Genomic DNA, 15,110 nt, shown 5'->3' on the forward strand with positions numbered 1-15,110 from the left:
TCTATATTAAACGTATATACGGGAAGTCCTGCATGTTTTCCAATAAGTATGGCTTCGAGATATCACCATTGGATGCTTTCGTTATTTGCAAATATTGATACGACCCATCGACCCATGTTTTTAACACACCGTTACATGAACGTTCCAGAAATGAAGCTACATTGTTTCCGACTTCCTTGAAATTACACAGCACCAGTACCGTCATCCCTTTTGATCTTGCACTTGCTGTTTCTGTTGCGAAATGTCTTAAAACATAATCTGTTCCACGTTCATTAATAATTGCATTCAAATCATAATAAATAAACCAGTTTTTCTCATTTTTTAAATCAGAATGAATCTTTGGATATAGCTCGTATTTCAAGAAATGATTATATTTTTCATTATCGAGATCATTTACATGAAATACCGAATTCCTCCAGCTTTCAGGGAGGGGACGATTATAATGCTCAATAAAATACATTTTCTTTTCTTCTATCACCTTATTTAAGTCTACTTGATGAAGTTTTAAAAGTGCTGCCAGTTCTTCAATAGATTGGATACTAGAAAGAATCGTTAATAACTGGTCCCCCGCTTTTATTCTTTCAGCAAGAATCGATGTAATGATGTTCCGATAATTAGCTTTACTATTTGTGTCCAGCATATAGATGTTTCCTCGATCCAAGCCACCGCCTAAAATATCATCAAGCGACTGGATACCTGTTTTTAAGCGTAGTTCTGATTCCGAATCCTGAATATCAGCAACAGTTCTACTGGCAAGCACGACATAGATTCCTTCTTCGGTAATCCGATAAATATGCTCCCCTTCAAGAATACTGCTGCCTCTCATTTTTAATACTTCCATTGTTCGTTGACGAAATAACTGTAAATGTTCTTTTAAAGATAAACGAATAAGACCATCAAAAATAAAATGCTCAAATGGTACATGCTCCGCATTGAGGTCAGATTGCTCTTGAATAAGTAGTGAAGTGAGTTTGAATTTCCGTAAAATATTTCGTAATGTATATAATATTTCACGTCCTTTTATCTCACTATCCCTATTTAAAAACTTTAGAAGACTGATACTGTCAATGACAATCCGTCTGCAATCAATCTCTTTTATTAGCGTTTCGAACAACCCATCTGTTTCCCGCATTTGTTGAATTAACGTTTCAGGTGAAAGAGAGATAACCCGTAATTGGTTGTTCCTCTCCAAGGCTTGTAAATCCCATCCAAATCTTTTCATGTCAGTATAAATCTGATCGGGAAATTCCTCGAAGGTAATAAATATCCCATTTTCGTTATACTGCTGGATTCCATTGTAAAGATATTGGATACCGAGTGTCGTTTTGCCTGTCCCGGGAGCACCTTCCACAATGATTGCTGATCCTGTAGGAAGGCCGCCTCCCAAAATAATGTCTAAGCCGTTTATTCCTGTAGCTGATTGCATTGATATCCTCCTTATCTATTTTCCAGTATCGTATTATGTACTAGTAAAGGAAGAAGGATGATATTCCATATCTTATACCAGGAATATACAAATACATATCCCCTACCATTCCTATTTATTTCTATACCCTTATTTAAAAGACTTTAACTGTTTACCTATGAATCCATACAAACAACTTTTATCAGGTATGCTATAATTAATTGGAAAATATGCTATAAAAAGGAGTCCCAAAATGATCAAAGTAAAAATGAACGTGCAAACTGCATATCACGGAGAATTGCTTCGGGCAGGCAAAGTTTATGAAATTGATGAAACAATCGCAAAACGTTGGATTGCTAGTAAATTAGCGGAAGAAATAAAGGAAGAAAATTAACGACTAAACACTACCATTTTTGTATAACACGAACTGTTTAAATAGGATATATTATATAAATAAAGGAGGTGAAATAATGAGTCAAGAGGAATTTAATCAGTTAGTAAAACGTTTCGACAAGCTCGAAGACATGATGGCACAGCTTATTCATACTGTCGGAAATGTCATGGAAGAACAGACTTCTATGAAAAATGAAATTACCTCTATCAAAGATGGACAAGCTTCTATGAAAGTAGAAAATGAAACCCGGCATCAGGAGGTTATGGAACAATTAAGTATACTGAAAGCCGATCAAGATCTCATTTGGGATAAATCTACAAAAAATGAACGGGAGATTGGAATTGTAAAAAAGCTATATGATTTTTAAACTACGTGAAACGAAACCTTCTCGTTCTTCTATAACTCATCGAAACGAACTTCATCGTATTTCACCAAAACTGTAATTCCTTTTATGGTACCGTTAAAAAGATCAGTTGATAATAGCGGAATTAAATACCTCCAAATTAACATCTATTATTACATTGTGTTGTACCCTGTAATAAAATAGAAGGCTACCTTAATTAAATTAAGGTAGCCTTCTTTACACTATCTATTCGCAAAGAATTCCTCTGCCTCTTCCAAGTATTTCTCCTGGGAAGGAGTCAGATCGTATTCTTCCTCTATTGCTGAAACAGGACAAACCGCTTTACATGCACCACAGTCGATACAGACATCGGGATCTATGTAAAACTGATCCGGACCTTCTTCTATACAATCAACCGGGCAGACGCTGACACATTCTCCAGCTTTTTCACCACGGCACGGATCTAATATTACAAAAGCCATCTATTATTTACCTCCTTATAAGCTAAAACAGTACTCTATTAAATGATAATGCTTTCGCTTTGGGAAGTAAACCATTTGACTTATATTTATTAATTTTTATACATGCACACTTACGCCAGGTCCAAACGGAATTCCAAAGAAGTAGAATACCAATAGCATCGTCGTAAAAGCAATCAGGAAGAAAATGGTGTATGGCAGCATTAAGGCAATTAATGTACCAATACCAGCCTTTTTATCGTACTGTTTTACAACACCAAGAACAATAATCAGATACGGGTTCATCGGTGTGATAACATTTGTAGATGAATCCGCAATACGATAAGCCGCCTGAACAAACGCAGGGCTGTAACCCAAATAGTAAAACATCGGGATAAATATTGGTGCTTCCAGTGCCCATTGAGCTGATCCACTAAAAATAAATAGATTTAAAATTGCTGTAAATAACACAAAACCGATAATAACAGCGATGCCTGTCAAACCTATGGATTCAAGTATATTCGCTCCACTGATGGCAAACCATGCTCCCATATTGGTCCAGCCAAAGTAGGCAATAAACTGTGAAGCCGCAAACACGAGTACGATAAATCCGGATAAATCCTTCATCGCTTCTCCCATATAGGAACCAATATCTTTAGAACTTGTAATTTTCTTTACGGTTACCCCATAAGTAACACCTGCAATAATAAAGAGAAGCAGAATGAGCGGAACGATTCCAGATAAGAATGGTGACGGTACAATTCCCCCATCTTCATTTGTTAGTGGGGAATTAGGAATTAGTATCGCTGCGACCAGGACTGCAATATATAGTAGACTTGCTAATACAGCATTACGTAACCCTCTCATCTCCACTGCAGTTGAATCTTTTACAATTTCCCCAATGCCACCTTCATATTTGCCAAGTCTCGGTTCGACAATTTTTTCCGTTACTAACCCTCCGATGACGGTTAATAGAACAACACAGGCAAGCATAAAATACCAGTTGTCAACCGGAGTAACAAAAAGGTCTGGGTTGACAGTTTTGATTGCCTCGGTAGATACACCTGAAAGCAATGCATCTGTACCAGTAATCATGAAGTTTGCAGTAAATCCGGCACCAACACCGCCAAATCCAGCAGCTAGACCTGCTAAAGGATGACGCCCAATATTATAGAAAACCATGGCTGCAAGTGGTGGTACAATTACAAATGCAGCATCTGAAGCTATGTTTCCGAGAATACCAGTAAATACGATCGCATACGTTACAAGTGATTTAGGAGCCCTTAATATCGTACTCTTAATCCCGGTTTCCAGTAGTCCCACTTTATCAGCAAGCCCGATTCCAAGCATCATCGCAAGGATAACTCCCAAAGGTGCGAAACCTACGAAATTATCGAGCATCGATGTGAGAATATATTGCAGCCCTTCAGCAGAAATCAAACTCTTGATGGCAAGTTCTTCTGTCTCTCCCGGTAATGTGAAAGTCACATCAAAAAGTGAGATAATCCATGATGCGACGATAACAAGCCCCGCCAGTAATATAAATAACATAAATGGATCTGGAAGTTTATTCCCTACTGTCTCAATTCCATTTAAAAATCGGGTCATACCATTCTTTTTTTCTTTTGCAGCCATTTTTTTCATCCCTTTCTTTCCCTAATAGTTTAATAATCTTTAAAACTAAACACTCTTCGTGGCCTTCCACGAATTCCGGATTGTATTTCACCGCATTGTTCGATAATTCCAGCCCTTTCCAGAAGGGTTACAATCCTCCGACCGTTTCTATCTGTACTTTGCAGCCATCTGGATACATCCTGTGCCGTGAACTCTGGACGGTTGTATTGCCTCGAGTAAGCTGTGATTTTTGAAACTACGCCTGGACTGACGCCACTACTCTGTATTTTTTGCTTCCACTCATCTCCAAGCTCAATCGTTTTAAAAGAGATGGTTTCATCGCTTGCATTCTTTGTAGTTATTTTCTGATCTTCATCAATGATGATGATTGATGTTGTTTCTTCTTGCTGATTATGGAAGCCATTTCTCACATTTTGTTCCGCCTGTGATACTGTCTCACCGAACCCGATGGAGATCGTCAGCTGAATATTTTCCTGTTCCTTGATCTCATCTATACTTGTAAATAGTTCAGATTCCACATGGGCATCTATCTCCCCACGAGTCGTGAATATGAAAAATAAACCATCACCCATTTGCATTAATGAGCCATTAACCTTTTCCGTCACGTGCAGCAGAGATCGTCTTAATTCCAGTTCTTTATAATTTATCTTAAATGAATAGTGTATGTCTTCATTCGTATTGAATTTTACCTTACATCCAATGACTGCCATTTGCGCGTTTTTATAACGTGAGGAACGTGCGCGCTCAATTAATAGTCGAAAGGATTGCTCAATAGATAAATAGGAAGGAATCACCCGGTAGACTGGAATCCCTATCTTTTTCAATGCGGCATAGGTTGCATTGATAAACGTTACGGCAACTTCTGATTCTCCCTGTTCATACAGTTGTTGATGGAAAGCGACTTGTTCCTCGGAATCTGAGTAGCTTTGAAACGGACGATTTCGATAGGTTATATCACCCAACTTGTAATAGGATAAGATTTTTTCAATTTCCTTATTTGTGATTGTATCCATGCTTATTTTTTTATACACCGTATTTGCTTCCAGCTGGGCTTCCAGCAATGTTCCAAAAAATGTGGATCCATTCATATTCGGATAGATGGCGGATTCAGGAGAAATCAGCTTTTTTTCCAGTGCGTAGGAATAGTTCATTATTCCGGAGAAAAACCATTGATCGTATTTGAGGAGATTCTTTTTAATAATCTGATCAATGTCTTTCAGGTTTTCATATACGAAAGGCACGATACGTGTATCTTTAAATTCATCGGCTACCGTCATAATTTGTTTTACGGAGTCAGCTGGGCCAAGTACCCCAATTTTCACTTTCATATTAGTTCCCCGCCTCCACCTGTAGGAAGTTTGCGATGACCCTTGTACCCTTTTCAAGATCGTTAATTGCTGCATATTCAGCCGGATGATGACTTATTCCGTCCTTACAGGGGATAAAAATCAATCCGGAAGGCCAGTTTGCAGCCATATTCATCACATCATGACCTGCACCACTGTTCATTGATATCGTTTGATACCCTAACGATTCACTTGCCTGCAATAATTTATCATGCATGGTGTCTTCAAGCAGGACGGAATCGTTATCTACGAGTGTCGTAAATTCAATCGTTACTCCGTCTTTATTGTTTATTTCAGAACAATAGCTTTTAATTTTTTCAGCAAAATTTCGTTTCAGTTCATCGTCGACACTGCGGATATCTATTCCAAGTTCAACTCTTCCGGGAATAACATTCATCGCGTTTGGTTTCAGACTAATGGTGCTAACTGTTGCAACGAGCGGCTGTTCACTCGTTTCGTTTACCTTCAATGCTTCAGCCTGAACAAACGTAACGAGTGGAGCAATCGCTACAAAGGCATCTTTTCTACGATTCATTGGTGTTGTCCCGGTGTGATTCGCCATACCTTCAGCCGTTACCTTCAGCCTTACCGGACAAGCGATACCTTTAACGATTCCAATCGAAGCTCCTGCATTTTCCAATGTAGTTCCTTGCTCAATATGCAGTTCAATAAAGCATTCAAGAGATTCTATAGGAATGACAGCCTGATCAATGGAATGAAAATCAATGCCATACGCTGTAATAGCTTGTTGTACGGAAACTCCGTCACGATCTTTCATTGTGGATAATTCCTGTTTATTCAACTTTCCCGTAATAGCTTTGCTGCCAATCGTCGAAATGCCAAAGCGCGCCGATTCCTCAGAGATAAAACAAATGACAGCGATATTTTTCTTTGGTATGAACTTACTTCGCTTCAGCTCTCTTATTGCTGCAAGTGCAGTCAATACGCCAGCCGTGCCATCATAACCCCCACCAGAATCAACGGTATCCAAATGGGATCCTAAAGCAATGGTAGGAGCAGAATGATCGACCTCCCATACTGCCCATGTATTCCCTGCAGCATCCTGATGTACGTTCAAGCCCAGCTCACTTGCAATTTTCTCAAATTGAACATGTGCGGCCTTTTCTTCTTTTGTAAAACTTAATCTGCTGAAACCGTTCTGTTTATCCATCGTTTCCGTCACATTCAACTGAAGAAGTTTATTTTCAATCCAGGAACTTAAACTAGTCAATTTTCGAGCCCCCTTCAATAATTTTCACAAAGGTCTCCAGTGCAACTGGCAGAACATCTTCCTGAAAATCAAATGCCGGATGATGATGGGGATATTTTAATTCTGTTCCGAATAACATGTATGTTGCTTTACCGCCATTTTCCTGAACCCGGTTCATCATAAAGCTTGCATCTTCAGAGCCTGACACTTGTGCTTTCGGGAGAACTTCTTTAACATATTCTCCGCCTATGCATGCATGTTTAATTTTTTGAATAAGTTCTTCATTACAAACCATTTCCTCTGTAACGCCAACAGATGTTAGTTCACATGACACCTGGTGCATCGCTGCCGCCGCTTGTATGATACGCTTTGCTTCTGTCAGCATATAGTCATTGATTTCCTGTGTTTCTCCTCGGGTTTCAATTTCCATATAAGCTTCACCCGGAATAATATTCCTGCCACTTCCAGCAATCATTTTACCGACATTTATACGTGTAATCCCATCACTATGACGAGGAATAGCGTACAGATTCGTTGCTGCAGCTGATGCTGCCAATAAAGCATTTCTTCCTAATTCCGGACGCATTCCAGCATGGGAAGAGACTCCTGTGAATGAAACGTTTAGTTTCGATGATGCGAGAAAACCTTCCGTTGTAGCTGCAATCGTGCCTACAGGTAACGATTGGATTCCAATATGGCCACTGTAAAAGTAGTCCACATCATCAAGCCAGCCCTTTGCCGTCATCGCCTTGGCTCCCCTGCCACCTTCTTCAGCAGGTTGAAATAATAAAGTGAATCGTCCTTTTAATGACGTTTGATGGGAGGCAATATAGGCAGCTACCCCAAGACCAATCGTCATATGCCCATCATGCCCGCAAGCATGCATGACACCAGTGCTTTTTGAAGCAAAGGCATCATGGAATGGGAGGTGGGATTCGTCCGTAGATTCCTTAATTGGCAATGCATCGATATCAAACCGGAAAGCCACATGGTCACCCGTTCTCCCTGTATCCAAGGTTGCGACCAAACCTGTTAGCCCTCCCTGCATTTTCTTCATCCATGATTCATCAACACCGGCATCGATAGCTTCTTGTTCATGAGCAATGAGATCTTCTGCCTCTGGAATACCCAATCTGGCATCTGGATCGATTGCATCATCACCGATATGCAAGCTGAACCCAAGCTTTTCCAGTTCTTTACCGAGTCGATATGTCGTTACATATTCCATAAATCCTAATTCCGGGTACTGGTGAAAAGATTGGCGCCATGAAACTAACTGTGCTTCGATTTTTTTCACAAAATCAGTCATGTTCTCACTCCTTATTCAGTTCATTTAATGCGTCAACAGCGATTTGCACGAGAAGCTTTGTTCCATCGGGCAATGCCTGTTCATTCAGTTTAAAGTTCGCATCATGGAGCGGTGCCTGAGCTTCCGCATCTTCTATTTGGCATCCCAGCCAAATAAATGCACCTGGGTACTTTTTCAAAAAGCGGCCAAAATCTTCGCCGGCAAGAGATGGTTGGCAGGCAGGCGCTGCGTCCTCACCAATTGCTTTCCGGACTGATTGCCTTGCAAGCTGCGCCCACTTTGGTGTGTTGATCGTTGCTGGATACCCTTCCGTGTATTCAACGATTGCCTTCGTTCCAAACGCTTCAGCTATTTGATTCGTAAGACCGAAAAAGCGCTCTTTTAATTTCTCTCTGATTTCAGGTTTGTACGTACGAATAGAGCCTTTTAGCGTAACTTCCCTAGGAATGATATTCGGCACGCTTCCTGCCTCAATCATACTAATCGTAACAACAGATGCTTCCATCGGGTCGAGATTCCTGCTCACTATTGTCTGAAGTGCGGTAATCAAATGTCCCGCCGCTACGACAGCATCGCTCGTCTGATGCGGCATGCTCGCATGACCGCCTTTTCCTTGCAGGGTGATTTTGAATCGATCAGAAGCTCCCATCACTTCCCTGTCATGAACTCCGATTTCCCCTGCTGGCATGTACGGCCATACGTGTTGTGCGAATATAACATCTGGTTTGTATGTATCAAAAACGCCATCCTCCATCATCACACTCGCACCACCAACAGGCGCATCTTCCTCAGCAGGTTGAAACACCAGCAATACCGTTCCTTGAATTTCATCCTCTATTTGTTTCAGCACTTTCCCCGCCCCAAGGAGCATTGCTGTATGTGCATCATGGCCACACGCATGCATCACATTGGGATGTTTGGAAACAAAATCATGGTCGTTTAATTCCTGAATCGGCAAAGCGTCGATATCTGCTCGTAATGCTACCATTCTACCTGGTTTTCTCCCTTTAATAATTCCAAGCACTCCATTTTTTGCATAACCAGTTTCATATTGTATACCGTATTCACTTAGCTTTTGCTGAATATATACAGATGTCTCCTTTTCCTGATTGCTAAGTTCAGGATATTGATGCAAGTGACGACGCATTTCAATCACTTCATCTTTAATATTATCTATATAAGTTGTCAGCTCTTGTTGCATGTTAAAACCTCCAAAAGATAATTACCATTAACGGCAATTTTCCTTAATTATACCTTAAAAGGGATTATACAGAAAAATGTTTTATTTGTATATAACTTTTTTAGAAAATTGCTATCAAATCTACAGTAAGTTAATCGGAATACATTTACGTTTTATTCTTATTCATGCCGGGAAGAAAATAAAAGAAGGGAACCCCCCTTGAAGCTAAGGTATAAATCATCAAAAGAAGGAGTTTTCATATGAGAACGTATCGTGTTACACCAAATGTAGATGCATCCGCATGGTTTGTGAAACTAGAGGATGTTGCGCCAGAGGAAGTTTACGATACAAAATCTGAAGCTATCGAGGCTGCTGAACAAATGGCAATGGAAAACACTCCAAGCATTGTGGAAATACTTGATGAAGACCATCATGTTATGGAAGAAAGAAATTTTAAAGGTTTATAGGATGCCTGTGGAGGCGTCCTTTTTCGTTAGCTGAGCTGAGGGTCGGTGAGGTCGCTGAAATATGAACTATGGTAATTAAATTGTGAACTATGGCTTTTCCACCATTAAACTATGGCATTTCAGCAAAAACAGGGAAAATCTCATCGACCTGATAAGATTTTCCCTGCTTTATTATTTCTTCAATTTTGCCAATGCCTCGGCAAGGGCATTGTTTGTAAAGCCATCATCCTGTTTCTTCAAATACTGGTTAACATCCTTCTTCGATACATTATGTTTCTTCTCTTTCTGCTTGCGGGCGTTGAACGTCGATAGTTTCTCCCTGTGTCCACATTTACACATAAACAGTTGACCTTCTCCTTCGCCACGGAGCTCCAGACGTTTATGACATTTTGGACAGCGGGCATTCGTTTGTTTGGCAATGTTCTTCTTTGTGCCGCAAGAGCGGTCCTGGCAAACAAGCTTACGACCATGTTTGTTATTGATTTCAAGCATGAGTTTCCCGCAGGTTGGACATTTGGTTCCTGTCATATTATCATGCTTGAATTTCTCATCGCTATTTTTAATTTCGTTTACTGCTTCTTTCGTATAATCTTTTATTTCAGCGATAAATTTTGCTTTTTTCAGTTTGCCCTCTGCTATAAGCGCAAGCTTTTGTTCCCACTCTGCCGTCAATGCCGGCGAGCGGAGATCTTCCGGTACAAGCTCAAGCAGTTGGCGGCCTGTTGAAGTCAGGTAAATGTATTTTCCTTTTTGTTCCATATACATATTATTAAACAGCTTTTCAATGATATCGGCTCTCGTAGCGACCGTTCCAATACCACCTGTTTTATTAATTGTATTGGCCAAATGCTTTTCTTCAGAATTCATGTAGCGAACCGGATTTTCCATTGCATGAAGCAATGCACCTTCCGTAAACCGCTCTAGTGGTTTCGTTTCACCCTCAGTAAGGGAAATACGAATACTTTTAAATTGATCACCTTTGTTAATTACAGGTAAACGTTGGTCATCATGACTGTCATCATCAGCAATGTTATGATAAATTTCTTTCCAACCTTGTTTCTTAATTACCTTTCCTTTCGCAACAAAACGCTCTGCTCCAATTTCAGCAGTAATCGTTGTTTGCTCAAATTCATAAGGATCGGATAATACAGCTAAGAATCGCTTTACAACGAGATCATAGATTTTTCGCTCCCTGTCATCCAAATCAGTTAAAATCACAGGTTCCTCCGTTGGAATGATTGCATGGTGATCGGAAACTTTTGCATTATCAACAATGGCTTTGGATAGCTTCAAATCTTTCCTTAAAATAGTTGCTGCTGTCTTTGAATATTCATCAACACCACAAGCTTTAACGCGATCTTTCAAAGTCGGAACAATGTCGCTCGTAATTACACGGGAATCTGTTCTTGGATAGGTCAGCACCTTATGCTGTTCATACAGCTTTTGCATAATGGACAATGTCTGTTTCCCGGAAAAATTAAATATCCGGTTGGCATCGCGCTGTAATTCAGTAAGATCATATAGCTGAGGTGCGAATTTTTTCTTATGATTTTTATCGACTTGAATAACTTCTGCAGATTTATTTTTCACTTTATCAATCAGCGCATCGGCTTTATCCTTTGAAAAAAGGCGTGAATTATTTTTTCCGTCCTGCCATATGAGCTTGAATCCTTTATCTGTTTGTGCTTCCAATCCGTAAAATTTTCTCGGTTTGAATTCCTTAATTTCCTGTTCCCTTGCTGCAATCATGGCAAGAGTGGGAGTCTGTACTCGGCCACTGGAAAGCTGGGCATTATGCTTTGTCGTCAACGCGCGCGTCGCGTTCAGTCCGACATACCAGTCTGCTTCAGAACGAGCCACAGCGGATTCATACAGATTGAGATAGCTTGCTCCAGGTTTTAGATTTTGGAATCCATCACGAATTGCTTTATCGGTAACAGAGGAAATCCACAGTCGTTTGACTGGCTTTTTGACACGAGCTTTTTCGAGAATCCATCTTGCTACGAGTTCTCCTTCACGCCCCGCATCTGTTGCTATAACGATTTCTTTCACATCGCTGCGGTTCAGCTGGGTCTTAACCGCACTGAATTGTTTCCCTGTTTTTTTAATGACAACAAGTCTTAAATCCGTCGGGAGCATAGGCAAGTCTTCCATACGCCATGTTATGTATTTGTCATCATATGTTTCCGGATCTGCAAGTGTAACGAGATGACCTAGTGCCCACGTTACAATATATTTTGAACCTTCGAGATAGCCATTTCCTTTTTGATTGCAGCCAAGAACTCTTGCAATATCACGGCCAACAGAAGGTTTTTCTGCTAAAACAACTATTTTGCTCATTTCTTAAAAATCCTCTCTTCATAGAATGTGTTCAAAAAGGTGCCAAATTAGAAACTAGAAGGTCAAGGCGGCGTAGCTTTGACGGGCGGAACGTATGCTATTAATACGTGAGTAGCGGGAAAGCAAGCCAACGAAGAAACTCGACGCTTATCATTTGGTACTTTTTGAACAACCTCTTATAAACTTCTACTCTTTACTTTATCACACTTGAACGTATGCGTGCAGGTTCCATCCACCCTCACTTACAAGCACACGACATGCCTAAGTTCCATACTATAAGTTAGAATCTCATAAAGAGGATGTTACGTATGCTGTATTATACTGGGTTGCTATTATTAGTTACGGCAGTAAGTTTGGATAGTTTTGGTGTTGGGATTACGTATGGAATACGAAAAATAAAAGTACCGACTATACCATTACTAATCATTATGCTCTGTTCAGGGATTATTGTTTACACTTCGATGGTTGTTGGTGACTTCATAAGCGTTTTCATCTCTGAGGAATCGGCGAAAATCCTAGGAGGTTCCATTTTAATAGCATTGGGTCTGTTTTCTCTTGTAAACATCATTCGTTCCAGGTTTAAAAAGCCGATGAATGAGCCTGAAGAGAAAATGCCCACCACTCGAATCCATGATTTTAAAACAGTTATAACAACACCTGATAATGCTGATTTGGACCGTTCCGGAACGATATCTGCAGGTGAAGCGTTTTTGCTCGGGCTTGCTTTGGCATTGGATGCATTCGGAGCTGGAATCGGTGCTTCCATGCTTGGATATCCACCACTGATTACTGCTTTTATGACAGCATGCATGAGTGGATTCTTTTTAAATTTCGGAATGAATTTAGGGATTTTTCTGTCACGAAATAAAAAACTTCAACGTCTAACCTTCGTACCACCAGCATTATTAATTGGCATCGGAATATTGAATTTGATTTAAGTTTAAGATAATTATTACCGTCAAATAAGGAAATCAGGCTGCTTTACACAGCCTGACCTCCCTTATAAAGCTTTTAGCTGTCCACCATCCACTACGAACGATTGACCTGTGATGTATGTATTTGCTCCGGAAGATAAAAAGACAATAACTTTGGCAAATTCTTCAGGCTGACCGAAACGTTTCATTGGTATCTTTTGCTCCGCTTCTGCAATCAAGCTTTCAACAGAGACGTTTTGCTTCTGGGCTCTAACCTTGGTCAACTCCAGTATACGCCCTGTCTCAATCGTTCCCGGTCCGACTGTATTAACCAGAATATTGTCAGCACTCAATTCCTGGGACAGTGTTTTTGCAAGACCAACAATTCCCGGACGCATGGTATTGGACAGCACCAGTTGGTCGATACTCTGTTTAATGGATGAGGATGCAAGGTTCACTATATGACCCCGATTTTGGTTTTTCATATAAGGGACAACTGCTCTCGTTGTTCGGATAAAGCTGAGCAAATTCAGTTCAAACGCGTGATACCAGTCATCATCGGTCATATCCATAAAGCTTCCTGCTGGCGGACCACCTGCATTGTTAATAAGCACATCAACCGTGCCATTCCATGCAACCGCCTTTTTAACGAGCTGATCGATATCTTCCGCACTTTTCATATTACATACGGCAAAATCAACATGCTCATTTCCAGTATCCTGTTTGATTTCTTCAACAGCTTCAATTAATGACTCTTCTGTTCGACTGCTGATCAGGACATGGGCCCCTTCCTTGGCGAATTCTTTTGCAGTTGCCTTGCCAAGCCCTTTACTTGCAGCTGTTACAATAACAGATTTACCTTTAAGCTCTAAATCCATTTTATTCCCTCACTTCTTGTCTTTTTGCCCATTATAGCAAAAATAATGAAAATTCTCCTTCTAAAGGTTTTGACTAAATTACGCTTCTATTTCCTTGTGATGATTGAGAAAATAGTAAACCCGCAGCGTTATCTGCGGGTTTACTAGTAGAATAATGGTTGCTTTTTAATTTAGATTAGCGAAAGAATTAATGAGATAACCACAATCGCTCCGATAATCATTAAAATTGTACGTAACATAATGTTCATCCCTTCCTGCTGAAATGTCTCACAATTGGTATATATATAAGTTACCCAAATTGCCAGACGCAGAAACATCGATTGATTATGAAATCAGATTCAGAAGGATAGTGAGTGTTACAATACTTATTAACGTAGATATAAATGTAATACTGGAAACAAGCTCCGGTTCTGTATCAAACTCGATTGCATACATCGTAGTTGTAGCAGCAGTTGGCATGGCTGAAATAATAATAAGAACGGTAGCGATAAGTGGATCGACATCGAAAATAAATACAAATAGAAAAGCAATTAGAGGTGCAACGACCATTTTTAGAGTGACCGCTGAAATGACTACCTGCCAATTGAGCTTTAATCCTGTTATCGAACCAAGCTGCATGCCTAGCATAATCATCATCACAGGAATTGCTGCTTCACCGACCATTGATAATGTCGAATGTACTGAATCTGGTACTCCAATTGAAAAAAACTGAAAAATAAATGCCAAAATCGCAGCATATGTCGTCGGCATTTTCAGGACATTTTCCACTGCACGTCTCATTCCACTACTGCTTCGCGATGCATAATAAACCCCAAAAAAGTTGTTTTGCAATGCTTGAACGACCATAATAAAAATCGCATACGGCAGTGCGGCACTTCCGACACTGAAAAGGACAACAGGTAGCCCATAATTTCCTGAATTCATAAATCCGGTTGCCAATATGGAGGCACTCTCTGTATTCGGGCTCCATTTTAACAATTTTGCCAGTATTTTATTCAATAAAACCATTATATAGAACAATACAAACATGTAGATAAGGATCGTTAAAAATCCACTGTCAAACTGTGCATCATGTAACGTAACAAACACCAGTGCCGGAGATAATATATACAGACAAACTGCCGATACTGATTTTACGTCCAGCAGTCTGATTCGCTGCAGAATGAATCCGGAAGCAAAAACCGCCATGATAGGTAGAATAACATTCAAAAATAAACTCATCTCAACATCT

Annotated in this window: 14 protein-coding genes; 4 read left to right on the forward strand and 10 right to left on the reverse strand. The window is 40.1% G+C overall.

Annotated elements, in window-relative coordinates; translation table 11 throughout:
* Position 1: 1 nt before the first annotated feature.
* The gene (locus MN204_RS06565) at positions 2 to 1,426 is read right to left on the reverse strand and encodes an ATPase domain-containing protein (protein WP_249870305.1); all 1,425 of its coding nucleotides are present in this window, start codon (positions 1,424 to 1,426) and stop codon (positions 2 to 4) included.
* 232 nt (positions 1,427 to 1,658) lie between these two features.
* Here MN204_RS06565 and MN204_RS06570 point away from each other — a divergent pair, with 232 nt between their 5' ends.
* Both MN204_RS06570 and MN204_RS06575 read left to right on the forward strand, forming a co-directional pair.
* A complete protein-coding gene (locus MN204_RS06570; protein ID WP_249870306.1) occupies positions 1,659 to 1,799 on the forward strand; it encodes a hypothetical protein in 141 nt (46 codons plus the stop codon).
* A 76-nt stretch (positions 1,800 to 1,875) separates the two neighbouring features.
* Positions 1,876 to 2,166 carry a hypothetical protein gene (locus MN204_RS06575; RefSeq protein WP_249870307.1) on the forward strand — a complete coding sequence of 97 codons (291 nt, stop codon included), beginning with the start codon at positions 1,876 to 1,878 and terminating at the stop codon, positions 2,164 to 2,166.
* A gap of 218 nt (positions 2,167 to 2,384) precedes the next feature.
* Here the strand turns inward: MN204_RS06575 and MN204_RS06580 are convergent, their stop codons facing one another.
* From MN204_RS06580 to MN204_RS06605, 6 genes are all read right to left on the reverse strand, one after another.
* Positions 2,385 to 2,624, reverse strand: a complete 240-nt coding sequence (locus MN204_RS06580) for a ferredoxin family protein (protein WP_249870308.1) — start codon at positions 2,622 to 2,624, stop codon at positions 2,385 to 2,387.
* A 96-nt stretch (positions 2,625 to 2,720) separates the two neighbouring features.
* On the reverse strand, positions 2,721 to 4,235 hold the full coding sequence (locus tag MN204_RS06585; protein WP_249870309.1) for an AbgT family transporter: 1,515 nt from the start codon (positions 4,233 to 4,235) through the stop codon (positions 2,721 to 2,723).
* A gap of 29 nt (positions 4,236 to 4,264) precedes the next feature.
* Positions 4,265 to 5,563, reverse strand: a complete 1,299-nt coding sequence (locus tag MN204_RS06590) for a hypothetical protein (protein ID WP_249870310.1) — start codon at positions 5,561 to 5,563, stop codon at positions 4,265 to 4,267.
* A 1-nt stretch (position 5,564) separates the two neighbouring features.
* Positions 5,565 to 6,812: a M20 family metallo-hydrolase gene (locus tag MN204_RS06595; RefSeq protein ID WP_249870311.1), complete on the reverse strand. Its 1,248-nt coding sequence runs from the start codon at positions 6,810 to 6,812 to the stop codon at positions 5,565 to 5,567.
* The gene (locus MN204_RS06600; RefSeq protein WP_249870312.1) at positions 6,805 to 8,100 is read right to left on the reverse strand and encodes an amidohydrolase; all 1,296 of its coding nucleotides are present in this window, start codon (positions 8,098 to 8,100) and stop codon (positions 6,805 to 6,807) included. The genes MN204_RS06595 and MN204_RS06600 overlap by 8 nt, the downstream gene beginning before the upstream one ends.
* Before the next feature lie 4 nt (positions 8,101 to 8,104).
* Positions 8,105 to 9,301, reverse strand: a complete 1,197-nt coding sequence (locus MN204_RS06605) for a M20 metallopeptidase family protein (protein ID WP_249870313.1) — start codon at positions 9,299 to 9,301, stop codon at positions 8,105 to 8,107.
* Between the two features lie 239 nt (positions 9,302 to 9,540).
* Here MN204_RS06605 and MN204_RS06610 point away from each other — a divergent pair, with 239 nt between their 5' ends.
* Entirely contained in the window at positions 9,541 to 9,747 is a 207-nt protein-coding gene (locus tag MN204_RS06610) for a DUF2188 domain-containing protein (protein WP_249870314.1), read from the forward strand.
* A gap of 171 nt (positions 9,748 to 9,918) precedes the next feature.
* Here the strand turns inward: MN204_RS06610 and MN204_RS06615 are convergent, their stop codons facing one another.
* Positions 9,919 to 12,087, reverse strand: coding sequence for a DNA topoisomerase III (locus MN204_RS06615; protein ID WP_249870315.1), 2,169 nt, complete (start codon positions 12,085 to 12,087; stop codon positions 9,919 to 9,921).
* 308 nt (positions 12,088 to 12,395) lie between these two features.
* Here MN204_RS06615 and ytaF point away from each other — a divergent pair, with 308 nt between their 5' ends.
* Entirely contained in the window at positions 12,396 to 13,025 is a 630-nt protein-coding gene (ytaF, locus tag MN204_RS06620; protein ID WP_249870316.1) for a sporulation membrane protein YtaF, read from the forward strand.
* 62 nt (positions 13,026 to 13,087) lie between these two features.
* Here ytaF and MN204_RS06625 read toward each other — a convergent pair whose 3' ends face one another.
* Together MN204_RS06625 and MN204_RS06630 are read right to left on the reverse strand one after the other, a co-directional pair.
* The gene (locus MN204_RS06625; RefSeq protein WP_249870317.1) at positions 13,088 to 13,879 is read right to left on the reverse strand and encodes an SDR family oxidoreductase; all 792 of its coding nucleotides are present in this window, start codon (positions 13,877 to 13,879) and stop codon (positions 13,088 to 13,090) included.
* Between the two features lie 324 nt (positions 13,880 to 14,203).
* Positions 14,204 to 15,100, reverse strand: coding sequence for an AEC family transporter (locus MN204_RS06630; RefSeq protein WP_249870318.1), 897 nt, complete (start codon positions 15,098 to 15,100; stop codon positions 14,204 to 14,206).
* Positions 15,101 to 15,110: the final 10 nt, after the last annotated feature.

It is taken from the genome of Oceanobacillus saliphilus, from assembly GCF_023522835.1.
GTDB lineage: Bacteria > Bacillota > Bacilli > Bacillales > Amphibacillaceae > Oceanobacillus > Oceanobacillus saliphilus.